Source organism: Brucella sp. NBRC 14130 (assembly GCF_040371715.1).
GTDB classification, from domain to species: Bacteria; Pseudomonadota; Alphaproteobacteria; order Rhizobiales; family Rhizobiaceae; genus Brucella; species Brucella intermedia.
The window spans coordinates 57,459-81,280 of record NZ_BAABTE010000016.1 but is presented as its reverse complement, the minus strand read 5'-3'; the positions used below and the strand labels follow the sequence as shown (position 1 = coordinate 81,280).

Below are 23,822 nucleotides of genomic sequence, written 5' to 3'. Positions count from 1 at the left end.
CCGACTACTTTAATTCCGGGACGCTGATACAATCCGTTGAGAAGAAGGTCGACACATTGAGATCAGAAGTTGGCTTTGTTAAATCCGCAGCGAATCAAATCCTGGACCTCCTGCGCAGACGCTAAACTTATACCGTTCTTGCTTTGGGGTGAGGGAAACGGTTAGCCGCTATGTAGAAATGGGAATAGAGGGGGAAAGATGAAACAACCGATATCGCTTCACGTGCTTTGCCGTACGGAAGGATTATTTCCGAAAGGTGTAGTCAAAATTGGGTCAAGCAAAGACAAAATCATTTACGATTCCATATCTTGGCGAGTGAAAAAACATGAGTTTGCAGGATTGGAGGGCAAGCCGTTTTTTTTACATGAATCAAAAACGCTACCATCTTATCGCAGCGGTATAATAATAAATCTTCGTGAAGAAGCCATCCCTGATAATAACGGCGAATTGCGTGCAATCGTACATTTTGAAGTTACGAAAGATGCCCCAAAGCCGTCTATGTGGCCGAGCACCGACAATCCAAATGAGTATTGCCGCGTGAATTACGACGATCCCTTGGAGAACTTACAGCGAAAGTAATTAGGGAGCAGATTCTCAGTCGTTACCAATTCCGCGGCCAATTCTAATCCCTCGTCTGCATCACGGCTTTGACAACAGCCTCAGACCGGTGATCGAGATGCACGTCCAACATATCGTGCATCCTTCGCCGGATATCCTCGGCGCTATCCCTGTCACCACGCATTGCGGCGGCGAAGTGCTGTCGCTGAAGGCCAAGAATGTCTTGCCATGCGGCTTCGGCCAATACGACTGGATCAGGCATCAGACAGTAAAGCTCACGTTCCCGTTCTGCATATCTATCTCAATGCCATTGCTTGTCCGAAGCTTCCCGGACGTGATCTGTCCGATGTTTGCCTGATTGATCCAAAACTTTCCATCTTGGAAGATCAGAGGCTTGGTAATCTCTGGATTGATGACCAATTCCGGCCCAGCTTCACCTGTTACGATATTCTTGACGGTCTCCGCCCTTGGCAGCGCCATTGCAGGAACGGCAGCAGCTACAGGAGCGAGGCCGAGGAATTTGAGGAATGCTCTGCGTTGCATACGGGTTCTCCGGTAAGAATTGCGCGCTCTATCGCTGCGGCTGCGGCGGCATAGACATAAGAGACATGGTGTTGTTCTTTTCGCGCCGTGCAATTGCAGCGCAACGTTCCCGCTCCGCAAGGATAGCTTTGGCGATTGCCTCATACGCACCTGCCGCATACGTCCCATCAGGGAACTGATACGCTCCATCCAGCAATTCCGTTGCCAGTGCCATTATGTCGGCTGGTATATCTGCCATGCCTTTACCCCTTCGCCTTAAGCTCTGCTGCTACTGCTGCCTCGGTCTGGTGATCCAGGTAGGCGTCCATGTGCGCGAGTATCTGCTCTCTGATCATCTGGGCGTCGTCCATGTCTCCTCGCAGCACAGCGGCAAGGTGAAGGCGCTTGAGGCCAAGAATAGCTTGCCACGTGGCGTTAGCGAGGATGATGGGGCGGCGCATCAGTATCGTCCTAGCCGTTCCAGTTCGCCGGTAATGTGGCGGAAGCTATCCGATGTCCATTTAAACGATGCGGCCAAATATCGTTGAGCGCATCGAGATCGATTGGTGCAAAAAAACCGCCCGGCCAATACCGAGCGGTTTAAATCGACTGGAGATATTTCTGCTATTAGAACTTGTAGTTCAGCCCAACCCGTACAGTGTGAAAATTCACCTTGCTTTCCAGATTGTAGTTGAACAGATCCGCATCCGTATAGTTGATCAGGGTCCGCTTGCCGAGGTCGGTGTAGAGATACTCAGACTTCAGCGTCCAGTTGTTGTTGATCGCGTATTCAGCACCAGCACCGATCGTCCAACCTGCCTTGGTCTTCGAAGTGGATTCGCCAATGCTGTCCACACCGTCGGACAAGCTGTAGCCCGACTTGACCTTGCCGTAAGCAAGACCACCCGTACCGTAAACGAGCAAGCGCTCGGTAGCAGCATAGCCCAGACGAGCACGCACGGTACCGAACCATTCAATCTTGGTTTCGGCGTTCGCGCTAAGGCCGTCGGCATGGGCGGAGACATCACCCTTTACGGTTGAGCCTTGGAAGTCAGCTTCTGCGCCTACAACAAACCGATTGTCGAATTGCCAGTTGTAGCCAACCTGCACACCGCCAACAAATCCGCTTGCATTAAAGTTCACCGAACCAGAAACCAGCGTTTCATCCAACAGTTCGTCATAAACAGAGAATGGGTGCTTGAATTTCCCGCCAGCATAACCCGCATTGATACCAATGTAGCCGCCGGTCCACGAAAATGTGTCCACTGCGACTGGTGCTGGCTCTGCTACGATTGCGTCGGCAGCTTTCGCACCGGAAACAAAAGAAACAGCAATAGTGGAAGCGAGCAGAATCGATTTCAAACGCATATTACCCCCTTAGATGGACAAGAAAGATCAAAACTTTCAAGGATATCTAAATACCCATTTCCGCAACAATGTCTGTAGCCAAAGTGCAACACCCGCAGGTTAGATCAACCATTGGTTTAAAGGAGAGACACCCTTGTGTGAATATCCCTCCTTCTTTTTCCCCTTCATGTCTCGCGCTACCCGGATAAGTGGGACGGTACTGCATGAGGGCTGACTATTGATCCTGCATTTAGATAATCGCATTATCCTGATGGGAACAGGAGGCAGCAATGTATCAGATCAAGGTATTGGAACTCTTAGAAGACGGAACTTCACGGCCATACGAGTTCACCGAACTCGAAACCGCTCAAGAGTTTGTCCGACATGCCACGTTTGACCTTAAGGTATGGATCGAAGGCTACAATATCTTTGACCGTGACGACTTCTTGAAACTCCGGTCAATGCCGCAGGATGAGGCCATCCCGTTTTGATTGGTGCGCTAGTCGGACCCTTTCGGGCGAGGCTCTCACAATGTCTTTACGCCACCCTTAACCGACTACGGCTATCTTCGCTGGCCGTCAGCTACTTTCGAGGATCGGCGCTTGATACGCTCGAAGTGCGAAACGCCCTCGCATTCCGTTGAGGCACTCCCTCGAAACTTATCGCCCCTGAAGCACTTTGACTATGTTGGGGGTGACTTGCCCACGTGAAGCAGCATTGATATCGGAATGTGTGAGGCGTCCAGACGCCATGCCATTCGTCAATCTGGTGCAGTACACCCTCGGGGCGGATGATACCGACGTATTCGCTATTCTCGCTATTCCTTTACGCGTCTTAAACGGCTTATTGCGTATTCTCTGCGTGCAAGTGCGGATGAAATCGCTCTTTACTGCCGGACTTCCCTTTAATGCTTGCTGCCCCGTCGCGTAGGTCGATGCGCTCACGCCGCAACCGGATAAGAAAATCCCCGCTATAATCGCTGGAATAAGTACTTTCCCCATTTCCTCTCTCCTTTCAGAGAGAAGATTGGGGTAACCAAACGGGCTGGTCAATGAAAAATCAGCCCAGAAGCCAATGCCACTTAGCCTAAATGCCTGCCCAAAATGATCGTAAGCCCTGCCACTAATGCGATCACCGCCAGATACACGAACTTGAACAAGGTTGGCATTGGTAGTTTGAGGCAAACATATGCCACAGGCGCACAGATCAGCAATGTGAAGGCCGCTAAAAATGCGGTGAACATCGGCTCGCCTAAAACAAGAAGCGGCCCGAAGGCCGCTGAATTCTTATTCAGGCCGCAATTTTGCACCCTGAAACTATGCGCAGATTATTCTGCTTCGCCCGACATGACAAGACATTTATCCAACTTTCTTTCGAGCTTTCGTGAAAAAATGTCGATAAAGTGCATTACAGGCGAGACGAATATCCCCGATCATATGAGGGAAGTATTGGTCATTCTCCAGCATGAACTGCACAGCAGCGAACAGGTTCGAGTTTCGTGTCTCTAGCTGTGCCTCTTCAATGACGCGGCGCGCATCGCTGTAGGCCTGCTTTGCCCGAACAACCCATTTGGCATATTCATCCGGGTCACAGGCGCCGACAGGACCCGTTTGATCGTAATGCGCGGCAGGAGAGCATTCGGCCTTACGCCGGTCGTTCAGCACTTCACGATAGCGCTCGGCGGCGTCGTACTGGCTTGTGCTGATGCCTTCCGATTTGTCGCGCTTGTACGCCATGTGAAGCCTACCGAGATTGTCGCTTGCCAGATCCGAAAGCGCTTCCGATGCTGTCATGCCGAATATCCTCATCCTCGCAAGCTGGGCCGCTTTTGCTGGCGGCTCCTTTGCTCGGCTAATCTGACCAGAAGGCGTGCGCAGAGCTCCTTCCTTCTTCGGCCTTCCGCGTTTCGCCTTGATCTTTGCCGCCTTCGTCCTGGCCATGTCCGTTCCTCGCTGCCTCAGTACTTCGCCAAAATCCAAAACCAAGCCACTATCGCGAAAGCCACACCTACGATTGCGAATGACGCTGGCCAGCCAATACCGTTCATGATTGCGTGATTGATCGCTTCGTCCATCGCCCTCTCCTATGCTGCTTCACGAGCTTCGAGTTCGTCCAGAACTTTCCGCGCTTCTGAAACTGTCAGCTTTTGATTGTTAAAGAACGCTATGCTCCGGCAGGCTATGACGAAGAAGCCTATAATCGCGCCAACCCATTGCAGCGCTGAACTTTCGAGATAAACGCCGATGGAAATAAGGCCCGCAAACGTAAGGAAAGTGCCGAAATCTCGCGCCCACGAGTTCCAAACATTTTCCTTGAGAACGATGACTTTCGTGTCCTTGAACGACATGCTTCTCTCCTATGCCGCTTGTTTGTGCGCCGCGCTGAAGGGTTGAAGCCCCTGCGCAATGCGGATTTCATCTGCCAGCGCAATCAGACCCGGCATGGACATACGTCTCCACTGGCCTTTGCCACGACGAACCTTGACGCCTCCGTGGGGCGCGCCGGCAACCTCATAGCCATATTCGGCCAAGAATGGTGCAAGCCCGTGGATGCCGGAAGACGTTCCCTGCTCGAACCGGCGGGCTCCATGCTTGGCGAGGTATTCATTGATCAAAACAGTTTCAGGTTTCATGATAGTGTTCCATGCTTGACAAAACGGGCTGGGCGGCGGTTTTCATGACTGATCATCGTATGGACCCGTCGATGCGCATCGGCTTCGCTGATCCCCATGATCCTGCCTATTTCCAGCGTGTCCTTGCCTTGACGCCAAAGACGAAATGCTTCGCCGTAAACCGCGTCTTTCTCTGCCATGTAACGGGTGATGGGCTGGCGCATCATGCTGCCCTCTTTGACTGGTCATCCCAACGGACGCCGTATCGGTCTTTTCCGTCGGTTGGTTGAAGTAGATTGCTTGGAACACGGCACCCGGCATCACCGGGCATTGGACCCCATGCCGCTGAAATCCAGTTAGAATTTCTGCGGGCGTAGTTGAGACGCTTTTCCCATTCTGCTTCGAGAGTTTCTGGAGCTAACTCCGTGTCTGGGGTTATGATGCGCGCCGGTTTGGCAAGCCCCTCGCCTGCCTTGATGCGGTTGTTGTAAGCGTCTTTGATCGGTCCAACGAAGAACGACCACTTGCTAGCAGGGCTGTCGCCTCTGGCTCGCATTTGAGCGGCCTTTGCCCGGATGGCCGGGAGAATATCCGTTTCGAGATCAGCACCAGCCGACATCAGGCCAAATATTGGACTGCAATGGAAAGCTCCATGCGGTTGAATTTTATCTCCAGAGGCACTTACTGCAATCAGCCTTGAGGTCGGTGATAAATACAGCGTCACTCGCGGCGATGAACGCGGGTTAATCGTTCTACGAAAAGCTAAATCGTATACGGCTCCGCTTTTGCAAGAGCCGGAAACCATCAGATTCAGACCAACATTTGTGCTCGAATTTCTCGGAAATAATGCTGGGGTCTCTGCTCAAGAGCTGCCTCTAACCGATATCTCGTTCGAGCTGATTGACGGGACCTTGGTCGGACGTCTGCCGGACACCGTGCAAACATCTGCGCTTCAGGATCGCAAAAGAAGAGTTGCTGATGCGGACATTGACTGGCGCGACGTCGTCCGTGGATATTCCGGTGCTTCAGCGGCGTTGGCGTTGGATGCGCATAGAAATGCTTTGAAGGGCGAGACTTGCAAATCAGTTCCGATTTCCGAGGCACATATGATTTGGCTGCTTAGAGAAGAAGGACATCGCGTTCAGCAGCTTAATGAGCGGCTATGGAAATTGGACGATAGCACGGCAACGCTTGGCGACCTGATTCAGCTAGCTCGGAAATATGAAGACGGATTAGTACTTGTCGCAGCGTGACAGCATTAAAACACTGTAATCCGACAGCACCAAAACATTGTGATCCGACATTGAAAAAGGTTTCGCTGGAGGCCTTTTTTAGTTTGCAACTTACATTTTAGGGCGGCATTATTGGATTATCGATACCCAGTAGCTCAGGAACATTAATAGAGCGCAGGCATGACGTCTTAAGACGATGAATGAGGTGGCTGGTTTGAATCCAGTCTGGGTATCGAGCAGAAGGTCGCTTTCGCGGCCTTTTTTTGTTGCCCATTTTTGACGTTGCGACGGCCTATGTAACCTATATGTTACAAACTCAATTTTTCCTGATTTTTTCTGATTTGCGATGAGTTGCCGACAACTCGAATTACCGCTCGGGAATATGGCTTCCAACTTTCACGCCGACGTCGCACTATTCTACGTGAAGGGAGACCCGCCATGAAAATTCCGATACCAGAGTTTGACGAATTCGGCGACGAGATCGTCCGGCCAGTCGTATCTCATAGAGATGGTCTCATCGAGGTAGTCGACAATTTCGATGAGTGGTCGGCTTATACAAAAGAGCTCGAACGGAAGCGCGACGCCGCGATGCTGGAGCGCGGGGATATCAGCCAGGATGATCTCAGAAGGAAAAACGGCATGCTGCCTAGGTCGGTACTGGCGAAGGCTCGTATCATCGAGTGAAGAGCATCGGATAAAGAAATGGCCTGAATCCAGTTCTCTAGAATTCAGGCCATCCAAATGCTTTCTCAGCTCACAGTCGCCAGAGTTTGCTGAGGTCGGCCTTCAGCAAGGAAGACCCACAGGCCACGAGGACATCCGATTCTGCGACTGCAGACGTCCGCCTGAACCAATTATTGCCACCGGCGGCATTTGATTCAAGGAGGGTTTTCGGTGGCGGTTTCGGTGGCGGTAAAACAAAAGCCCCGAAGGGCTTAGCTGTAAGTCGTTGATTTTCTTGAAGAAAAATGGTGGGCGATGAGAGACTCGAAGTGAATTTTTCGATTTTCTCGAACGCATATTTCGTATAAGCCTTTGTAATCACATTGAATCTCTCATCGGAAATTGCTACACAATTGAGCTACAAATGCATGATCCACATGTAGCAGTTTTTCAAGGTGATTTTTGTGGCAGTTACCGGACATATTTCGCGCCGAAAAGGTACTTTAAATTATCAAGCAAGACTTCGCGTCCCTGCCGATCTAGTGCCAATTTTAAACCGCACAGAGCTAACCAAGTCTCTCGGAACATCGGTATACGCGGAAGCGAAAAAGCTTGCCCGCGCCATTGTCGGCGCATGGGAAGCGGAGTTTGAAGACCTTCGCAGACGCCGCGATTTTACAGAAAACGACATGCGCGCCGCCGTCTCGGAACATTACCGCCGCCAGCTTGAGCGAGATCATGATCGGCGGCTTAATCTGCCGACGCAAGATATGGTTGAAGACGCGAAACGCGCAATGTTTGCCAAGGTTCACAGCGGCGAGATAACCAGCGCTGACCCGCTAGCAATTCTCGATGCAAGCCTTGAGGTTCAAGTTTTGCAGCAAAAACGGGAACTCGATGCGCAGCACCGCGCTAATTACCTTGAACAGCTTCAAAAGCATTTGACGACAGGTGAAAGCGCCCTCATCCGATATGCAGCGGATGAATTCATTGAGCGGCATAAGCTTGTTATTGAGCCGAACAGTCCGGCCTACAAAGAGCTTTGCCACCGCCTATTGCGTGGCGAGATCGAGTTTTTGAAGCGAACATTTGAGCGCGACAAGGGCGATTACACCGGAACGCCGACCGATCCTATTCTATCGGAGACAAATCTAGCGCCGATGGACAACACCAGTTTTGAGGCGATTATCAAAGAGCGTGAGCGCCTTTCCGCGAATGGTCTAGGCGGTGGCAGAGTGTCACCACGCACACTCACGAAATACCGTACGCAAGTGGCAGGCTTTGCAAAGTGGCGCGATAGCAGCCGCGCCGCGACCGTAACGGTTGAAGAGGTCGAACAGTGGCGGGATCACCTTCTAAAGACAGATCAGCGAAAAACCGTGCGCGACAAGGTGGCGACCGTCCGCGCCGTTTTGAAGTGGGGTTTTGACCAGTCAAAGGGCAAGCTGTTTCCGAATGGTTTTCCGCTTGATCACCTCGACTTGCCCACCGTTGAAACTGCCGATAGCGCAAAGAAGACATACACCATTGCGCAGGCGCAGAAGGTTCTGAAAGCAGCCAGAGCGCAGAAGCTTTCATATCTCCGTTGGCTACCCTGGCTTGCGGCCTATTCCGGCGCTCGCATTGGCGAACTTATCCAGCTTGAGAAAGCGGACATATCGAAAGTCGGTGATGACTGGTTTTTCCATATCCGCGTAGGCGGCGACCGCACCACAAAGACCATGACAGGCCGTAAGGTTCCGATTCATCCGGCAGTGATCAACGAAGGTTTCTTGCTATTCGTGAATGCCGCGCCGCAAGGGAGGCTATTCGACCAGCCGCGTGTTGAACAGAACTTACGCGACTGGATACGCGAGGACGTAATGAAAGGTCGGAAGGATAACAGCCCTGCCCCTAATCACGGGTTCCGTCACTTATTTGAAGATTTGCGTTTCGGAAAGCTATCGCAGGAAGCGGCCTATTACATCGCAGGCAGAGCTATGAGCGGTTCCGCTAAAGGATACGGAAAATCTGACGCCATGCTTCCAGCACTCGCGGAAGAAATGAGGAAATTTCCCGATATCATGGCTATCAACCAATAGGAATATTATACTATTTGAGGCCTTTATTCCTTTTTGGGATTCACATTCCATAGGCTTTGTGCAATAATGGCTTTGTTTTAAGCAAGGCTATTTCAGTTGTATAATTTTTTTAATTTGTTTCGCAAGTCAGCAGATTTGGAACAGAAGGCGCATAAAACTTCTGATTCAAATCTGCATATTATTCTCGGTGGGCGTCCTACAGCTTCTGGCGTTTCGATTACTGGCGAGAATGCACTTTCTATTCCGGCTGTCCTGCAAGCAATCCGCCTTATTGCTGAAAACATCGGTTCATTACCTTGCAAGCTCTATCATGATCTTGAGCAAGGTAAGCAGAATGCGAAGGAACATACGGCTCACCGTATCGTTCATAATCGTGCCAATGGCTGGACTAGCGCCGGACAGTTGCGCACGGACCTGACCAGAGACGCATTGATTTATGGTAGCGGCTTCGCAAAGGTCGTGCGATCGTCGGATGACAGGCCGCTTGAACTTGTTCGCCTGAAACCCGGCACGGTAACGGTTTTTGAGGATTCCCTTGCTGACCTTCCACCATTCTATCGTGTAACGGAAGCAGGCGGCACCGTTGAATATCCGCATACCGAAATTCTGGATATTCGCCCTTTCGCGAATAAATCCCTTGTCTCGCTCGGACGCGAAGCAATCGGACTTTCTTCTGTCCTTGAAGATCATGCGGTAAAGCTGTTCGCAGGCGGTGGAAAACCGCCTGCGGTTCTATCGAACGCAAATACTATTCCATCTGAACAGGGCGTAGGCGAGAAAGTCGTTAAACGGCTTAAAGATAACTATCGTAAAGCCCAGAGCGACGGGTTCACGGTTCCATTAGTCCTTGATGATGGCTGGACATATGCGCAGATGGCGCTCGCCAGCACCGATGCGCAATTTCTCGAAAACCGTGTTTTCCAGATTGACGACATTGCGCGGATTTTTGGCATTCCGCCACACATGTTGTTTGAGCTATCCCGCGCCACTTGGTCTAACGCGGAACAGATGAGCGCAACGTTCATGCAGCTTTGCTTGCGACCTTGGCTGGATCGCTGGCAGGATGCTTATGCAACGGTTCTGCTCACGGAAGACGAACAAGACGAATATTCGTTTGAATTCATCATTGATGACCTTCAACGCGCCGACACGAAAACCCGCGCCGAAGTCTTTTCAACACTTGTTTCCAGCCGCGTCATGACGCCGAACGAGGTTCGCGCCGCCATGAACATGCCGCCAATGGAAGGTGGCGACGAGCTTGTTAATCCATTTACAACCAGCACCGCCGCGCCAACCATTCCGGCACCGGCGACCGATGTTTCTAAGGATATTTCACAATGATTAAGCACTTTATCGGAGACGCCGAAAGGACGCTCCACCTCACGCCGGATATGACCGTTGCGCTTGAGAAGCATGTCGGCAAACCAGTTGGCGAGCTTTATCAAAACTTCGCCCAACACCGTGCCTATGTGTCAGACCTATTTGCAATCATCTTTCATGGTTTGATCGGCGGCGGCATGAATGACCGCGCCGCGTTCGATCTTGTTGAAACCTATATCCGCCCACGTCCGGTTATGCAGAACTGGCGACTTGCCTTTGACGTTCTGGAATATGCTTGGAGCGGCGAAACGGTTTCCGATGATATTGCAGACGCTTCCGAACCGGAGGCTGCATAATGGAAAAGCTGGAAGTTAAAGCCGATGTTTCCATTGATGATGCTGGCACTGTAACCGGGATCGCATGGCCGTTTGGCAAGCCTGACAGCATTGGCGACCTGATAGAGCCGACCGCATTCAAATTCGCGCCAGAAATTCCGATGCTGGTTGAACATGATGGCGGTCAGGTTGTCGGCGTCTGGAAATCTTATGCCGTCACCGACAAGGGGCTTGAAGTCAAAGGCCGCTTGTTTGTTGAAGGCTCAGAGCCAGCACGCCTTGCACGCCAGCACCTCAAGGCCCGCAGCATGTCCGGCCTTTCCATTGGTTACATGAACAACGGTTTCAAGGCTCGGCCCGAAGGCGGTCGCGTCCTGACTGATATTACAGTCGCAGAAATCAGCCTATGCCGCCGTCCGATCCATCCGAACGCGGGAATTATCGAAGTTAAAAGCGCCGTCGATGGAGCGGCACCAGATATTTTTAGTAAGGAATTTTCAAATATGGAACATGAGCAGATTGAGACGCCGGAAGTCGAAACTAAGTCGGAAAATCCGATTGACCCGAAGGCTTTCGAAGCAATGAAAACGCGTCTGGACAAGCTGGAAGCCAAGGCGAACCGTCCGCAGCCCTCGAATAACAATCATCCTCGCGCCATGAACGACAATGGCGACCTTGAGCGCAAGGCGTTCACTGATTACGTTCGCACTGGTCGCATCGAAGAAAAGGCGCTTGCTTACGGCGAACCCTCAACGGGCGGCGTTCTCGCTCCCGGTGAAACCGCCAAGACCATTCTGGAAAAGCTGGCAGAATATTCGCCGCTTCGCTCGCTTGCATCTTCTATGAGCATGAGCGTTCCGGTTCTCGAATTGCCGCTTCTGATTGATGAGGTTGAACCGGGCGAAGTTGGTGAGACCGACGACCGGCCAGAAAGCGAACCTTCTTATGATACGATTGACCTTCGCACCTTTGAAACGGCGGTGACGGTTCCAGTTACGCGTATTCTTCTGGAAGATGCGCAGATCGATCTTGAGAGCTTTCTTTCCAGCCATATTGCGCGCCGTTTTGGTCAGCGCGAAGCCCGTCATTTCATCGTTGGCGACGGCAAGAAGCAGGCAGAAGGCGTTCTGGTTTCGCCGGACGTTCTGGAACTGGAAGCCGACGCGATTGACGGCGATGTTCTCACTGACCTGTTTTACAATATCAAGACCGGCTATTCGCAGCGCGGCGCATGGCTTATGAACCGCGCCACCATGGCGATCGTTCGCAAGCTGAAAGCTACTGACGGTTCGTATATCTGGCAGCCTTCTATTGCCGCTGACGTACCGCCGACGCTTCTGGGCCGTCCGGTTTATGAAGCCGTAGACATGCCGAACGCCGAAGCAGGCAATTCTCCGATTGTCTTTGGCGACTTCCAGTCTGGTTACATGATCGCAGATCGCGCCGGTTTCTCGACCATTCGCGATGAACTGACCGGAGCCGATCAGGGCATTATCAAGCTTCGCGCACGTCGCCGCGTTGGTGGCCGCGTTATTCAGGGCGAGGCAATTACCAAGCTCAAGATCGCGATCTAATCATGAGCAAGCGGTTCGCATACGAGGAAACGGTAATATCCTTTAGCAGAGGCGATATTACGCTACGTCCGACTTTGCGCGCCGCTTGCGCATTGGAACGCCTGCATGATGGCTTCCCTTCTTTGCTTAAACACATCGAACAGTTTCACCTTTCCACTGTTCGCGAAATCATCATGCAGGCGGCTTCCACTCGACAGGAAGCAATAGCCTTTCTTTCCATACTCGAAAAGCAGCCCTTGCGCGTGGTGAAGGAAATCACCGTCGCGCCTTTGATGGGATTATGTTTAGGTCTCATTCCTCAATACGAGGAACCAACACAGGACAAGAAACCAGCCAAGCCAGCTAAACCCGCAAAGCCTGTCACCATGCAGGACGTTTATGCAGAACTGTTTGCGGCTGGAACCGGATTACTCGGCTGGACACCGGCAGAGACATGGAACGCCACGCCGACAGAGATCGCCACAGCCGCCAGAGGCCGCAATCGTTATCTCGCGGATATTCTCAAGGCCATTTTCGGCGCACCGGATGAAGATAAGCCGAAGATCGATCCCTACACCGACGAACAACTAGCGCAGATCGAAAAGGACGGCACAGACCCGAATTTTGATCGTGCAGCCCTCACAGACCTGAAAGCATCGCTATGACCGGCATTCCTCGCATATGCAGTTGCGGCAATGTTGTTCCACATGGCGAGCTATGCGCCTGCCAGCGCAAGCAGCAACAGGAACGCAAGGCCAGACACGATCGCCGCAGACCGACCGCAGCACAGCGCGGCTATAATCATGTGTGGCGGAAGGCCCGCAAAGAATTCCTAGCCATGCACCCTTATTGCGCCATGTGCGGCAAGCCAGCATCCGTAGTGGATCACAAGACGCCGCACCGTGGAAATCAGCAACTCTTTTGGTGGCGCGGCAACTGGCAACCGCTTTGCCAACCCTGCCACGACCGCCACAAACAGCGACAGGAGAATTCCAAATGATTACCTATATCGATCCTCGCACCGACGAACAGCGCAAGCATCCTACACAGATGGACCGCGCCTTTGATGCGCTCAAGCAGTCGCAAACGCATAACCGCGAGTTGCACGACATTTTCAGGCGCAACCTTCCTTCACTCGGAAGGCCAGAACGATGACACCGGCAGAACGCGCCAGACAGATCGATAAGCAAGAGTTTGAAGCGGAATGCAGAGCTATCCGTCAACGTGCTTACAATCTTCTAAGGAACCGTCCCAAGCGTGATCCTCGCGTACAAGCTTGCATAGATCGTGGCGCAAAAATCGGAACAGTCGACGGTAGACTTCCACCAGCGGTCAGGAATGCCAAGACATACACATATCAAGGCATAACCAAGCCCTTATCGGAATGGTCAAAGAGTACAGGCATTCCAGTAGGAGTAATAAGGAGCCGCTTGAATAACTCATGGTCAATCGAAGATGCTCTTTCAAAGCCAGTAAGACCAAAAGCATCTGATAAACCAAAGGACAAAGAGTAGTACGGGGGGGGTGGTCTCTAATCTAAATGGATCGAAGGGGACCGGCGCGGGGAAGCGCGCGTATTAGATTTGTAATTACGAGTTTTTATTTTTTAAATATTTTAAGGAATTTCAATCATGGCAATTGTGCCGCTTACATTGGCGAAAGCCCATATGAACATTGTCGGTTCCGACGATGACGAGCTAATCGATCACTATATTGACGCCGCCGAAGAATTTATTGCGGACTTCACCGGCAAGCCTATTCCCAACCCGGCACCGGCTTCACTCAAGCAAGCGATCCTTATGGTTGTTGCGCATTGGAACGAGAACCGCGAAGCCGCGACCGTAGGAATTTCCGCCGCTACACTTCCATTCGGAGTTATGTCGATCCTTCGCAATCATCGTGATTATTCGCTCGGACAAGGTGAATAATCATGGCGAACGACAACGGCATGAAAGCCTTTAACGCCGCTATTGAACGGCTCAAGCGTGACGTTCCAGCGAAGGTAGTAAAGGCGCTTATCACGTCCGGCAATGAGCTTGCCGCGACACAGCGCAAATTTGCGGAAACCTCGCGAGATACCGGCGCGCTAATCGACAGTATCACCGTGACGCTTCCGGGACAAACCACGCCGCCATATTCGCAACCGGGCGGCTCACGCGTTGCAGGACCGACCGAAGTTATTGTCACGGCAGGCAATAGCGAAGTTCGCTATGCGCACCTTGTCGAATACGGCACCAGCAAAGCCGATGCGCAGCCATTCTTCTGGCCTGCATTGCGTTTGTCGCGGAAGCGCCTACAGGGGCGCATAGACCGCGCTGGCAAAAAGGCAGTCCGCGAAGGCTGGACCGGCAGACCGGCAGGGGGCGACGATGCTTGAACCTACCCTCGCACTGCAAACAGCCGTCCGCACCTCGCTTGTTATTTCGCCAGAATTGACCGGCATTGTTTCGGCAAATAGCATCCGTAGCGGTTCCACACGACCGGATAAGTTGCCAAGCGTGATCCTGTCCGGCGTTGCAACGCAAAATCTCGGCTATGCCGCTGGCATTCAGTACGCGGCCCGTTGCCTTCTGGACTTGCACGTTTGGGCGGTTGATGACGGCATAGACACGGCTTGGCAGATCGGCTTTGCCGTTTGCAATGCCTTGCGTGATGCACCGCAGCCGGACGGCTTCGCAATCGATGAATGGGAGAAGCCTTCCGTTCGCTGGATGCGCGATCCCGATCCAGAAAAGAGCCTTTGCCACGGTGTTGTCAGCCTTTCCGCAATCGTTCGTTGGAAGGTGTGACATGCGCGCAGGCAAGCTTGATCGCTTAATCACCATTGAACGCGAGACCGAAACCGTGACCCCTTCCGGCTCTGTTCGGAAGGAATGGCAGGCTATTGCGACGATGCGCGCCGAAATCGTGCAGCAGTCGGCAACCGAATTCCTGACCGGCTTTGGTGAGGCAGAGAACGGCACCATTATTTTCCGTGTCAGATATCACCCTGGCATCACGACCGCCGACCGCGTTTCGTACGATGGCGCGGCCTATAACCTGAAAGAAATCAAGGAAATCGGCAGACGACGCGGCCTTGAGCTTCGCGGGGTGGCAGTGTCATGAAGCAATTTTGCGGAGTGAAACCGCAGCTTGCGCAAGATCGCGACCCGCTCACGAAAGCGCCACCGGCACCAAAATGGATGACCAAAGAGGCACAAACAGAGTGGAAGCGCGTCATGCCACGCCTGATCGAAGATCGCATTATCACGCGCGCCGATCTTCACGGCGTTGAAGATTATTGCATCGCGACAGGCCGCATTCGTGAACTTGAGGCTCTTTTGGCTACTGGTTTCGATCCTAAGCTATTTAGCGCACAGAACCGCGCCATGCAGACGGCGCGCCTTTTGGCGGCTGAATTTGGCCTGTCACCTATGAGCCGAACTCGCATTTCTTCCGGCGCAGCGGACGAGGAAGAAGGTTTTCTATGAGCAAGTTTATTATCAGACCAGAATTTTTATTCGATAATTCACCTATTGAAGACCCTTTCGGTTATGGCGAACGTGCTGTTCAATGGCTTCGTAAAAACAAGCATCCAAAGAATCCCGCACTAGGAAGCCCGTTTCAACTTGCAGAATGGCAAGAGCGGATTATTCGTGCCATTTTTGGACCCCGCAACCCGGATGGAACCCGTCGCATTAGAAAGGTTGTTATTCAACTTGGCCGTGGTTCGCGCAAAACTGCGCTTGCCGCCGCCATTGCCCTTTTATGCACATTCGGCCCTGAAAAAATGCCGGGCGGCTTAGTGCAGTCGGCAGCATTTGCGCGGAAACAGGCGCGAGAATTGTTCGAAGAAATGGCGCTCATCGTCGGTCTGGATAAGCGATACGACAAAGTTGCAGCCATTAAAGATTACAAGTCTCAAATATATAACAAAAAGACCCGCACCAGATACGAAGCCATTTCGTCGGAAGGTCTAGGTCAGCACGGTTCAACGCCAAATGTTATTATTGCCGATGAGCTTCATGCGTGGGTTACAGAAAAGCATCGCGAATTGTTCAGGGTGTTGCGTTCAGCGGCGGGTAAAACCAGCACTAGCTTGATGGTGATCCTGACGACCGCAGGTAAAGGGCAGGAAAATTTCGCATATAAAGAGGTGGAAGCAGCGAAGCGAATTCAGCTTGGCGAAATCACCGCGCCGCACGTTCTGCCAATCATCTTTGAAGGTTCGCCAGATATTGACTGGCGAAACGAGGACAACTGGTACAAGCTCTTACCCGGCTTGGCGGATGGTTATCCGTCCTTGCAGACTTTGCGCGATTTAGCGGTTGAAGCTGAGACGCTGTATATGTCTCGCGATATTTTGTTGCAGCTTTATCTCGGCGTCTGGCAAAATCAATCATCTTCACCTTTTGTCACGATGGCCGCGTATGATCGATGTGGATCATTGCCGATCAATTTCGATGACCTAAAATCGAAGCCGTGTTTCGTTGGAGTGGACCTATCCGAAGTCTCCGACCTAACTGCCATTGTGGCGGCATGGGCAACCGATGACGGCGGATATGCGGTCAAGCCATGGTTTTTCTGCCCAGAGGAAGCCATAGACCTCAAATCGAAGCTGGAAGGCGTTAATTATCGCCAATGGGTGAAGGACGGCCATATTACCGCAACGCCGGGAAATGCCGTGGATTACACTTTCATTGAAGCGCAGATTCGCCAAATGTGCCGCGACTTCAATGTGCAAGAGATCGCGTTTGATCCTTGGCGCGCCCAGAAAACACAGCAAAACTTGCAGAGTGAAGGCTTGCCAATCGTGAACTTCCGGCAGGGCTTTATTTCATTTGCACCAGCTTGCGACGAGCTAGAGCGCGCAATTCTCGAACGCCGCTTTCATCATTCCGGTCATCCTATTTTGCGTTGGAATTTCGACAACGTGGCCGTTGTTCGCGATCCTGCCGGGAACCGGAAATTTGATAAGTCGAAGTCACGCGACAAGATTGACGGCGCTGTGGCGGCGGCGATGGCAGTTTTGCGGGCTTCTGTTGCGCAGAGCCGAACCTCCTACCTTGATACAATCGATTTTGATAACGACTGGAATTAATTAGATGGATAACGAACAACGTCTTTTAGTCACCCTTGAAGCCCGTATGAATAGGTATGAGCGCGACCTTGAACGCGCTCGCGCCAAGACTTCCGGCAACATGAAACAGATGGAAGACCGGACCAAGCGCGCCGCTGCGAACATGGAAAAATCTATGTCTGGCATGGCGGCGGGCATCCAGAATAAGCTTAGCGCCGCCTTTGCGCCCCTTATGGCCGGTGGTGCGGTTGCAGCCGTTGCGACTGGTTTTAAGCAGATCGCTAGCACCGTCGCAGAAGTCAGCCGCGAAGCTGATAAAGCTCGCGTTTCAACCAAAGTTTGGCAGCAATGGACCTACGTTGCCAAGGCGACAGGTGCGAGCATTGACGGTGTTACGGACGCGCTCAAGGAATTGAATATTCGCGGCGATGAGTTTGCCACGACTGGCAAGGGAAGCGCGCAGGAAGCCTTTGAACGTCTCGGCTATACCGCCGCCGATGTCGCAGAGCGCTTGCGCGACCCTTCCGCCTTCCTTGATGAGATCATAGGCAAGGTTCAGAAGTTGGATCAGGCGGCGCAAACCCGTATCGTTGACGAGATATGGGGCGGCACCGGCGCGGAAGAAATGAGCAAAATGCTTGGCCTTTCCGTTGAACAGATTCAGAAGCTTCGCAGCGAAGCCGCTCTTTTCAGTGATGAACAGATTGAGGCTGCAAAAGAGATTGATAGGGAATGGGAAACGCTTTGGCGCAACGTGCAAGTTTACGCCAAACAGGCCGCGCTTGAGAGCGTTGGCGCGGTTGAAAAGGTAATCAGCACTCTCAGACGTTTGAAAGGCGACACTATCGTTGCGACCAGCCGGAATTACGCGCTGTCCGATGAAGGCCGGTTGAATACCTACCTTGAGCGCCGTGCCGATCTTCTGGAACGCATAGCCGATTTACGCCGCAAGCCGGATTTTGACGAAGCTATAGACGGGCTTGCGCTTGAACGGCTTGAGGCCGATCTTGCCGCAGTCGAAAGCCAGATTGCCAGCCTGACGCCGCACAGCAAGGAATTCGCAGCGGCGCTGAAGGAACTGTCAAATATCACCCTGGGTACGTCCGGTGCATTCAACGGCACCGCAGCGTCAGCCGCCAATTTCAAGCAGGCTTTGACCGACCTGAAAAACATGGTCCCGGAATTGAAAGCCGAACTGGACGAGCTTGCGAAGCTCGACACCATTGACCAGAAATTTCAGGAAATGGTCAAAAACGCCAAAACCCCGGCTGACATCGAGACGGCAAACCGTATCGCGGAACGCGCTCGCACGGTTGCTAAGTATGGCGACCAGAAGGATTTTTTGGCCCTTGTTCGCAAGGTAGAGAGCGGCGGCAACTATAATGCCACGCTCGATCATGGCAGATGGACAAACGGCCCGCAGAACCTCACCGGCATGACGCTGGACCAAATTATAGCGCTACAAGGCCGGATGCTCACGCCAGAGAACCGAAACCTTTATCGCGACAAAAACGGCAACCCTGCCGGATCGTCCGCGCTCGGCGCATACCAGATCACGCGCCGGACCCTGAAAAGTTCTATGAAAGCGCTCGGCCTTGCTGGCGATACCATGTTTGATGAAACCACGCAGGACGCCATAGCGCGCTATCTGGCGCGTTCACGTGGCAATGACGTGGAAGGCTTGCGGAATGAGTGGGAAGGCTTGCGCAAGGTCGATCCTGACACAATCCGCAGCCTTTACGGCCAGTCCGATCTATCGCCGCTCAAGGTTCAGCCTTCTGACAGCCAGCAAAAGGCCGCAGAAGCGACAGAACGACAGGCAGAGGCCCGCAAGCGCTTGAATGAGTCTTTGCGTGAGAGCCAGAGCTATGCAGAGCTTGAGCGCCGCAGCGTTGGTATGTCGGTTCAACAGCGTGAGACTGAATTTGAAGTTTTCCGCCGTATTCAGGAAATGAAGCGCCAAGGCGTGAACCTGTCCGATACGGAGATTCAGAAAATCCGCGATCAGGTCACGGCAACGCAACAGCTTGAATCAGGCACGGCGAGGCTCATTGAAGCTCAAGAGGCCGCGAAACAGACGAAGGAATTCTTCGCGGAGAGCTTCACATCGTCACTTTCCGGCTTGATCACTGGCACGGTCACGCTTTCCGATGCGGTGCGCAATCTGGCGAACAATCTTGCGGATGCGGCTTTGCAGGGGCTTTTGCTCGGTAAGGGGCCGCTCGCAGCGCTGTTCGGTTTTGGCGGTCAAGGTGCGGCGTCTGGCTTGCTCGGATCGATTTTCGGCTTCGCGGATGGCGGCTATACCGGACGTGGCGGGAAATATGAACCGGCTGGCGTTGTGCACCGTGGCGAGTATGTCATGTCCGCAGCGGCAACCAAACGGCTCGGCGTTGGTAATCTGGAACGCCTGCATGAGTCTGCAAAGCGTGGTTACGCGAATGGCGGCTTGGTAGGCGCTTCGAAGCTCGCGAGCGGTGCAGCAGCATTAGCAGCCCGCGAGCCTTCGCAGACGGTTTCCATTGCACCGACAATCAACGTCAACGCAAACGGCGGCACCCATGAACAGAATTCCGACCTAGCGAAGCAAATCAGCAAACAGGTTGAGAAATCCCTTTCCGGGATGGTTGCGCAGGAAATCAGCCGTCAACAGCGTCCCGGCAACATGATCGGCAGAAGGTTCTCTTAAAAGTTGTGTCCCGCACATTCCGGACACATTTCAATGCCTAATCCGGTACATAAGATAATATCTAATAGATATATATATTATATATACATCGTTAGGCATTGAAAAACGGCGGAAATGTGTTCAAAACGGATTAAATATGTCTATCTTGCGGCAATGGATTTACTTTTAGTTGTGTTATTTGCTTCGCGGAACATTCCAGCAACTTTCCCTTGAAACAAAGTCATAGCTATGCTCAAATAGAAAAACCCGGCGAGAGTTAGCCGCCGGGTTTTTGATACATTTTTTAAGAATTTTGCCAACTGTTGTTTGACGAGTACATATTATGAGAATTAATGAGGATGCACAAGCGTCTTTTTCTTGTGACGATATTTTTTTTATAGCGTTCTCTTATCTAATCAAAGCTTTAAAAATTGGACCGGCGCAAGCGTTGCTTGATAAATTCCGGATTGATTGCCTTGTCCGACTTTGTGAAGATAACGACGAAGCCCTTAAAAGCCAACTTGATACTTGTCAGCGTATCATTACCAGAGCGCGGCAGGCGATTTATAGCGGCGAGACCTCGAACGTTGTTGATTTTGACTATGTGCGCGCTTTGCGCGCTATCGGGGTACGAGCCACGCAATCCGTCGAAAGTGGGAAAAAGGGTAAATCAGGTAACGAGCTTTCAGCCGAGCCGGAAACGGCCAATAGTGGGAAAAAGGGTAAATCCAGCGAGTGGGAAAAAGGGGAAATTCTTAGCTTCCCGGAACAGGGAAAAGCTAAAGAAATTCAGTATGTTAATATAGACCGTGAAAACGTGTCATCACTTGTATCTTTTCCTACACCTTCAATCCCTCATATTCCTACCCCTCACAACCCTTCTATTTCCCCTCTTAATACCAACCTCAATCAACCTAAAAATTCATCGCGGCGCGATCCGGCTAATTGCAATCGATCTTTGGAAATCCCACCGACGCGAGCGAAGCGAGCGCGTGTTAACCCACTTGATCATTCGCAGTCTGCCAAGTCGCCTAAGCGATCCCTTGAGACACAGAAACGAGTTGAAGCCCTTCCTAATCCTTTCAACCGTTCATGGAAGCATTTGAATGCAGAATGTCATTTCCTGACTGCATTCTCATTCGCTAACCGTGTGCAGCAGGATTTAGGAAATGTCCGCAGCTTCCGGCTTACGTTTTCAGATGCCCGCAGCAGGATGCTTATAAACGATCAGAAACCCACCACACGCGCGGCTCGCTGGATTCGGCAGGCATTTGAAAGCCGCTATGGTGAAGACCTTCCATATGCCTTCAAATTTGAAGTCTCAGACGAAGGCCAGCTTCATTTGCATGGATTTGTGATTGTTCCGGCTAGTGACGTGAATAACGCCACAAAGCGAGTCATACAGCGCTGTTTGTTGCAGGCGAGTGGCGAACCCTCGAAATCAACAAATAGCGAGTCGGCGACCTTCTATGACGGTTGGAGCTACTATTGCTATCTAACCAAAGCAGAGCGCGCCACACGCCGGTTATTAAACTCTGAAAAGCTCACTTACATGAGCGATCCCTTGCGGCAACAGGTGAAGGCATATCATAGCCAGATGCGCGGAAATGATACGCTGCCGCCGCACAGTATCGGCTTTGCCTGCATACTGAATTATCAACAGCCGTTCCGGCTCGCAGCGTAAAAATATTTTCTGTATAAATATTCATTTACATGAGTGGCGGCAATACCCAATGTTTCCGCCACTCAATCAGTATAATTTATGTAAACGCTTATATATATCGCGATAATCATTTAATTTTTCTTGATAATCAGGCGTTGACACAAGAATTTTATTAACTATCTCTAGCCCATCGAAACGAACAACAAAGGTTCAATCAATGGCAACTTACATTTCTGACCGCATATATTCAGAGTTTCTCGCAGAGACAAAGCGCGTACTGGTTGATGAACCCGGCATCGCACCGATGAACGATTTTGCGATCCTGCTAATGGAGAAGCTCCACATATTCCCGGTCAGCGCGGTTTGTGGCGACGTGATTGCATTTGAGACGGTTGCAGAGCGGGAGGCGTCCGACGCGCAGCTTGCGGACGTGCTGGACACTGGCGCGTATACGGTAACGTTACTTGGATAGATCGTGTTACTGGACGTTTAGTGAGGTAACATTCCCACGCAACTCAAAAGCCTGCCACGTCGGCAGGCTTCTTGTTCCGTATGGTAGTCTACTCAGTTGCTCGCCTTGCGGCTCTCCGATCCGCTGCCTCTCGGATTTTGCCCGGTACTGTGTAGATACGGTTCAAGAGTTGTTGCGTGAAATCTTGCAAATCCAAAGCATCATGCTTTGATAGGCTGGCGTCATGAACGCCGTCATTTCCATCGTGCTGAACAGCCTCGGCTAATTCTTTTAGCTCTAATGGAAGCTGGCCGTTTTCAAATTGCCATTGCAGGCGTAGACCAAGAGACTTACGAATTTTATTGTTAGGTTCTTCGCCTTCAGGTGGAAGCAAGGTTTTTGTGGTCAGGTCTATAGCGGTTCTAAACATTGCTCCGGCAGCATTCCAGCATTGTACCGAAATACAGGTTGACCCCTCTTTAAATACTTCTGATATTTCTGGAGGAGTATATGGTGGAGCAATCGTAATATTATTGTCCTTTAAAGATATATAACCCTTAACATCGCAAAACCCATTAAGATATCCATCTTCGCGAACTAAGCTGTTCTTTTTAAGCAATGTTTCCGCCATATCGTATTTACTATTATTAACGACAAATGTCGTAGCCTTAGAACAGTGGGTGCATATCGAGAATATTTCGAATGATTCAACCCAATCGCTTGAAACAATTCCGAGGGAATTCTGGCCTTCAACATTAAACGTGACATTCTTAGTCCCACAACGAGGGCAATCTTCGCGTAAAAAGGCCATGGTGCTGCGCACTCTCCGAAGTCAAAAGTAGATCAAATATACTTCACATTTTGGCGGCAGTATCTGCCGCCAAGACTTATCCACAAGCTGTTCCAGTTGATGGATTTGGTAAGTGTTCCTATGTGTCATAGATTCCGCAGTTGTGACACTTCCGGCAATGGATGCCATTTTAACGCGGGATGCGCGCACAGATATGGATTGCTATATTGGCCGAGAAGCCGCCCTTGCACTATGTTCGTACCAATGGTTTTTACACCAGTATATGCGCCGTACGGGTTCTTCGCATTGAAGCGAACGCAAACGAATCCATTTTTCTCGACACTATTCAGGTCTGGAATGATTGATGAGATCGCAACATCTCGGACCGAATACGGATCGAGCAGGATATTGCGCGCCTCATTAATGACCAGTTGGCGCACGGCAGGCGATGGCGGACGTTGCGCGGCGATACGTCTATCAACCTGACCGGGATCAGACGTTTGACAGCCAGCCAGCATTACGCCAGCGGCCAAAATAAGCAGCTTTTTCAAGGTAACTCCCCAAGTCGAATATTAGCCCACGGCACAATCATCATGCGGGGAATCGACTGTCAAGAATGGGAAGTGTGAAGTTATCCACAATCGCAGGCTCTCATCTGCTACACATGTAGATCACACATACCTGCTACACAATTTTCATTGTGAAGGGTAAATTTGCTAATGATTTCAATGAGTTAATGGTGGGCGATGAGAGACTCGAACTCCCGACATCTTCGGTGTAAACGAAGCGCTCTACCAACTGAGCTAATCGCCCGACTGCTTCGCCAAGTGTCTGGCCAGTCGTTGTGAGAGCCGTTTAGGCAATTCGCGCGACGAGCGCAAGTGCAAAAATCAGCATCTGGCTTCTTTCTTGTATTTTTCTACAAGCACCTCCGTACTCCCGCCAAGGGACCAGTCAGACGCAGGAGAG

The 23,822-nt window shown here is 51.6% G+C and carries 30 protein-coding genes and 1 tRNA gene; 21 read left to right on the top strand and 10 right to left on the bottom strand.

Annotation, left to right across the window (positions count from 1 at the left end):
• Positions 1-198 precede the first annotated feature (198 nt).
• Positions 199-579, top strand: coding sequence for a hypothetical protein (locus ABWW28_RS23650; protein ID WP_162718818.1), 381 nt, complete (start codon positions 199-201; stop codon positions 577-579).
• Between the two features lie 240 nt (positions 580-819).
• On the opposite strand, the gene ABWW28_RS23645 is transcribed toward ABWW28_RS23650, so the two are convergent.
• Positions 820-1,101, bottom strand: coding sequence for a hypothetical protein (locus ABWW28_RS23645; RefSeq protein WP_112701458.1), 282 nt, complete (start codon positions 1,099-1,101; stop codon positions 820-822).
• Between the two features lie 28 nt (positions 1,102-1,129).
• On the bottom strand, positions 1,130-1,339 hold the full coding sequence (locus ABWW28_RS23640) for a hypothetical protein (protein ID WP_196108522.1): 210 nt from the start codon (positions 1,337-1,339) through the stop codon (positions 1,130-1,132).
• On the opposite strand from ABWW28_RS23640, the gene ABWW28_RS23635 reads away from it, so the two are divergent.
• Positions 1,338-1,628 (top strand): hypothetical protein, encoded by a 291-nt coding sequence (locus ABWW28_RS23635; RefSeq protein ID WP_162718819.1) that lies wholly within the window; start codon positions 1,338-1,340, stop codon positions 1,626-1,628. The genes ABWW28_RS23640 and ABWW28_RS23635 overlap by 2 nt on opposite strands.
• 79 nt (positions 1,629-1,707) lie before the next feature.
• Here ABWW28_RS23635 and ABWW28_RS23630 read toward each other — a convergent pair whose 3' ends face one another.
• The gene (locus ABWW28_RS23630; RefSeq protein WP_112701567.1) at positions 1,708-2,442 is read right to left on the bottom strand and encodes an outer membrane protein; all 735 of its coding nucleotides are present in this window, start codon (positions 2,440-2,442) and stop codon (positions 1,708-1,710) included.
• 275 nt (positions 2,443-2,717) lie between these two features.
• Here ABWW28_RS23630 and ABWW28_RS23625 point away from each other — a divergent pair, with 275 nt between their 5' ends.
• Positions 2,718-2,918: a hypothetical protein gene (locus ABWW28_RS23625; protein ID WP_112701460.1), complete on the top strand. Its 201-nt coding sequence runs from the start codon at positions 2,718-2,720 to the stop codon at positions 2,916-2,918.
• 867 nt (positions 2,919-3,785) lie between these two features.
• On the opposite strand, the gene ABWW28_RS23620 is transcribed toward ABWW28_RS23625, so the two are convergent.
• From ABWW28_RS23620 to ABWW28_RS23605, 4 genes are all read right to left on the bottom strand, one after another.
• On the bottom strand, positions 3,786-4,367 hold the full coding sequence (locus tag ABWW28_RS23620; protein ID WP_112701461.1) for a hypothetical protein: 582 nt from the start codon (positions 4,365-4,367) through the stop codon (positions 3,786-3,788).
• A gap of 143 nt (positions 4,368-4,510) precedes the next feature.
• Positions 4,511-4,774 (bottom strand): hypothetical protein, encoded by a 264-nt coding sequence (locus tag ABWW28_RS23615; protein ID WP_112701462.1) that lies wholly within the window; start codon positions 4,772-4,774, stop codon positions 4,511-4,513.
• Positions 4,775-4,783: 9 nt separating this feature from the next.
• On the bottom strand, positions 4,784-5,059 hold the full coding sequence (locus ABWW28_RS23610; RefSeq protein ID WP_112701463.1) for a hypothetical protein: 276 nt from the start codon (positions 5,057-5,059) through the stop codon (positions 4,784-4,786).
• Complete coding sequence (locus tag ABWW28_RS23605) at positions 5,056-5,265, bottom strand: hypothetical protein (protein ID WP_113463544.1); 210 nt, start codon at positions 5,263-5,265, stop codon at positions 5,056-5,058. The genes ABWW28_RS23610 and ABWW28_RS23605 overlap by 4 nt, the downstream gene beginning before the upstream one ends.
• A 558-nt stretch (positions 5,266-5,823) precedes the next feature.
• Between ABWW28_RS23605 and ABWW28_RS23600 the strand changes: the two genes are divergently transcribed.
• The 18 genes from ABWW28_RS23600 (at position 5,824) to ABWW28_RS23515 (ending at position 22,084) form a co-directional block, all read left to right on the top strand.
• Complete coding sequence (locus ABWW28_RS23600) at positions 5,824-6,291, top strand: hypothetical protein (RefSeq protein WP_162718820.1); 468 nt, start codon at positions 5,824-5,826, stop codon at positions 6,289-6,291.
• Positions 6,292-6,708: 417 nt separating this feature from the next.
• Complete coding sequence (locus ABWW28_RS23595) at positions 6,709-6,954, top strand: hypothetical protein (RefSeq protein WP_112701466.1); 246 nt, start codon at positions 6,709-6,711, stop codon at positions 6,952-6,954.
• Positions 6,955-7,397: 443 nt separating this feature from the next.
• Positions 7,398-9,014 carry a DUF6538 domain-containing protein gene (locus tag ABWW28_RS23590; protein ID WP_353392541.1) on the top strand — a complete coding sequence of 539 codons (1,617 nt, stop codon included), beginning with the start codon at positions 7,398-7,400 and terminating at the stop codon, positions 9,012-9,014.
• A gap of 96 nt (positions 9,015-9,110) precedes the next feature.
• Complete coding sequence (locus ABWW28_RS23585; RefSeq protein WP_353392540.1) at positions 9,111-10,355, top strand: phage portal protein; 1,245 nt, start codon at positions 9,111-9,113, stop codon at positions 10,353-10,355.
• Positions 10,352-10,690 (top strand): gene transfer agent family protein, encoded by a 339-nt coding sequence (locus ABWW28_RS23580; RefSeq protein WP_353392538.1) that lies wholly within the window; start codon positions 10,352-10,354, stop codon positions 10,688-10,690. The genes ABWW28_RS23585 and ABWW28_RS23580 overlap by 4 nt, the downstream gene beginning before the upstream one ends.
• Complete coding sequence (locus ABWW28_RS23575; RefSeq protein ID WP_353392536.1) at positions 10,690-12,243, top strand: phage major capsid protein; 1,554 nt, start codon at positions 10,690-10,692, stop codon at positions 12,241-12,243. Before ABWW28_RS23580 ends, ABWW28_RS23575 begins: the two co-directional genes overlap by 1 nt.
• 122 nt (positions 12,244-12,365) lie before the next feature.
• Complete coding sequence (locus ABWW28_RS23570; RefSeq protein ID WP_353392534.1) at positions 12,366-12,887, top strand: phage tail assembly chaperone; 522 nt, start codon at positions 12,366-12,368, stop codon at positions 12,885-12,887.
• The gene (locus tag ABWW28_RS23565) at positions 12,884-13,222 is read left to right on the top strand and encodes an HNH endonuclease (protein WP_353392533.1); all 339 of its coding nucleotides are present in this window, start codon (positions 12,884-12,886) and stop codon (positions 13,220-13,222) included. The genes ABWW28_RS23570 and ABWW28_RS23565 overlap by 4 nt, the downstream gene beginning before the upstream one ends.
• On the top strand, positions 13,219-13,377 hold the full coding sequence (locus tag ABWW28_RS23560; RefSeq protein WP_353392531.1) for a hypothetical protein: 159 nt from the start codon (positions 13,219-13,221) through the stop codon (positions 13,375-13,377). Before ABWW28_RS23565 ends, ABWW28_RS23560 begins: the two co-directional genes overlap by 4 nt.
• A 476-nt stretch (positions 13,378-13,853) precedes the next feature.
• Positions 13,854-14,150 carry a head-tail connector protein gene (locus tag ABWW28_RS23555; RefSeq protein WP_353392529.1) on the top strand — a complete coding sequence of 99 codons (297 nt, stop codon included), beginning with the start codon at positions 13,854-13,856 and terminating at the stop codon, positions 14,148-14,150.
• 2 nt (positions 14,151-14,152) lie between these two features.
• On the top strand, positions 14,153-14,599 hold the full coding sequence (locus tag ABWW28_RS23550; protein WP_353392527.1) for an HK97-gp10 family putative phage morphogenesis protein: 447 nt from the start codon (positions 14,153-14,155) through the stop codon (positions 14,597-14,599).
• Positions 14,592-15,011: a DUF3168 domain-containing protein gene (locus ABWW28_RS23545; RefSeq protein WP_353392525.1), complete on the top strand. Its 420-nt coding sequence runs from the start codon at positions 14,592-14,594 to the stop codon at positions 15,009-15,011. The genes ABWW28_RS23550 and ABWW28_RS23545 overlap by 8 nt, the downstream gene beginning before the upstream one ends.
• 1 nt (position 15,012) lies before the next feature.
• A complete protein-coding gene (locus ABWW28_RS23540) occupies positions 15,013-15,327 on the top strand; it encodes a phage head closure protein (RefSeq protein WP_353392524.1) in 315 nt (104 codons plus the stop codon).
• The gene (locus ABWW28_RS23535; RefSeq protein ID WP_353392522.1) at positions 15,324-15,692 is read left to right on the top strand and encodes a P27 family phage terminase small subunit; all 369 of its coding nucleotides are present in this window, start codon (positions 15,324-15,326) and stop codon (positions 15,690-15,692) included. The genes ABWW28_RS23540 and ABWW28_RS23535 overlap by 4 nt, the downstream gene beginning before the upstream one ends.
• Entirely contained in the window at positions 15,689-17,302 is a 1,614-nt protein-coding gene (locus ABWW28_RS23530) for a terminase large subunit (RefSeq protein ID WP_353392521.1), read from the top strand. The genes ABWW28_RS23535 and ABWW28_RS23530 overlap by 4 nt, the downstream gene beginning before the upstream one ends.
• A gap of 46 nt (positions 17,303-17,348) precedes the next feature.
• Positions 17,349-19,970, top strand: coding sequence for a hypothetical protein (locus tag ABWW28_RS23525; RefSeq protein ID WP_353392519.1), 2,622 nt, complete (start codon positions 17,349-17,351; stop codon positions 19,968-19,970).
• Between the two features lie 322 nt (positions 19,971-20,292).
• Positions 20,293-21,633: a hypothetical protein gene (locus ABWW28_RS23520; protein ID WP_353392517.1), complete on the top strand. Its 1,341-nt coding sequence runs from the start codon at positions 20,293-20,295 to the stop codon at positions 21,631-21,633.
• A 196-nt stretch (positions 21,634-21,829) separates the two neighbouring features.
• Positions 21,830-22,084: a hypothetical protein gene (locus tag ABWW28_RS23515; RefSeq protein ID WP_353392515.1), complete on the top strand. Its 255-nt coding sequence runs from the start codon at positions 21,830-21,832 to the stop codon at positions 22,082-22,084.
• 88 nt (positions 22,085-22,172) lie between these two features.
• On the opposite strand, the gene ABWW28_RS23510 is transcribed toward ABWW28_RS23515, so the two are convergent.
• The 3 genes from ABWW28_RS23510 to ABWW28_RS23500 form a co-directional block, all read right to left on the bottom strand.
• A complete protein-coding gene (locus tag ABWW28_RS23510; protein ID WP_353392513.1) occupies positions 22,173-22,874 on the bottom strand; it encodes a DUF4145 domain-containing protein in 702 nt (233 codons plus the stop codon).
• 125 nt (positions 22,875-22,999) lie between these two features.
• Entirely contained in the window at positions 23,000-23,404 is a 405-nt protein-coding gene (locus ABWW28_RS23505; protein WP_353392511.1) for a hypothetical protein, read from the bottom strand.
• 186 nt (positions 23,405-23,590) lie between these two features.
• Positions 23,591-23,666: transfer RNA gene (locus ABWW28_RS23500), tRNA-Val, on the bottom strand.
• Between the last annotated feature and the right edge of the window lie 156 nt (positions 23,667-23,822).

Coding starts and splice junctions, on each gene's coding strand:
- ABWW28_RS23620 (WP_112701461.1), bottom strand. CDS start 4,367: ATGGCCAGGACGAAGGCGGCAAAGATCAAGGCGAAACGCGGAAGGCCG.
- ABWW28_RS23550 (WP_353392527.1), top strand. CDS start 14,153: ATGGCGAACGACAACGGCATGAAAGCCTTTAACGCCGCTATTGAACGG.
- ABWW28_RS23560 (WP_353392531.1), top strand. CDS start 13,219: ATGATTACCTATATCGATCCTCGCACCGACGAACAGCGCAAGCATCCT.
- ABWW28_RS23595 (WP_112701466.1), top strand. CDS start 6,709: ATGAAAATTCCGATACCAGAGTTTGACGAATTCGGCGACGAGATCGTC.
- ABWW28_RS23545 (WP_353392525.1), top strand. CDS start 14,592: ATGCTTGAACCTACCCTCGCACTGCAAACAGCCGTCCGCACCTCGCTT.
- ABWW28_RS23525 (WP_353392519.1), top strand. CDS start 17,349: ATGAATAGGTATGAGCGCGACCTTGAACGCGCTCGCGCCAAGACTTCC.
- ABWW28_RS23535 (WP_353392522.1), top strand. CDS start 15,324: ATGAAGCAATTTTGCGGAGTGAAACCGCAGCTTGCGCAAGATCGCGAC.
- ABWW28_RS23555 (WP_353392529.1), top strand. CDS start 13,854: ATGGCAATTGTGCCGCTTACATTGGCGAAAGCCCATATGAACATTGTC.
- ABWW28_RS23605 (WP_113463544.1), bottom strand. CDS start 5,265: ATGATGCGCCAGCCCATCACCCGTTACATGGCAGAGAAAGACGCGGTT.
- ABWW28_RS23645 (WP_112701458.1), bottom strand. CDS start 1,101: ATGCAACGCAGAGCATTCCTCAAATTCCTCGGCCTCGCTCCTGTAGCT.
- ABWW28_RS23635 (WP_162718819.1), top strand. CDS start 1,338: ATGCCTTTACCCCTTCGCCTTAAGCTCTGCTGCTACTGCTGCCTCGGT.
- ABWW28_RS23530 (WP_353392521.1), top strand. CDS start 15,689: ATGAGCAAGTTTATTATCAGACCAGAATTTTTATTCGATAATTCACCT.
- ABWW28_RS23640 (WP_196108522.1), bottom strand. CDS start 1,339: ATGGCAGATATACCAGCCGACATAATGGCACTGGCAACGGAATTGCTG.
- ABWW28_RS23625 (WP_112701460.1), top strand. CDS start 2,718: ATGTATCAGATCAAGGTATTGGAACTCTTAGAAGACGGAACTTCACGG.
- ABWW28_RS23650 (WP_162718818.1), top strand. CDS start 199: ATGAAACAACCGATATCGCTTCACGTGCTTTGCCGTACGGAAGGATTA.
- ABWW28_RS23510 (WP_353392513.1), bottom strand. CDS start 22,874: ATGGCCTTTTTACGCGAAGATTGCCCTCGTTGTGGGACTAAGAATGTC.
- ABWW28_RS23565 (WP_353392533.1), top strand. CDS start 12,884: ATGACCGGCATTCCTCGCATATGCAGTTGCGGCAATGTTGTTCCACAT.
- ABWW28_RS23575 (WP_353392536.1), top strand. CDS start 10,690: ATGGAAAAGCTGGAAGTTAAAGCCGATGTTTCCATTGATGATGCTGGC.
- ABWW28_RS23540 (WP_353392524.1), top strand. CDS start 15,013: ATGCGCGCAGGCAAGCTTGATCGCTTAATCACCATTGAACGCGAGACC.
- ABWW28_RS23580 (WP_353392538.1), top strand. CDS start 10,352: ATGATTAAGCACTTTATCGGAGACGCCGAAAGGACGCTCCACCTCACG.
- ABWW28_RS23615 (WP_112701462.1), bottom strand. CDS start 4,774: ATGTCGTTCAAGGACACGAAAGTCATCGTTCTCAAGGAAAATGTTTGG.
- ABWW28_RS23610 (WP_112701463.1), bottom strand. CDS start 5,059: ATGAAACCTGAAACTGTTTTGATCAATGAATACCTCGCCAAGCATGGA.
- ABWW28_RS23515 (WP_353392515.1), top strand. CDS start 21,830: ATGGCAACTTACATTTCTGACCGCATATATTCAGAGTTTCTCGCAGAG.
- ABWW28_RS23520 (WP_353392517.1), top strand. CDS start 20,293: ATGAGAATTAATGAGGATGCACAAGCGTCTTTTTCTTGTGACGATATT.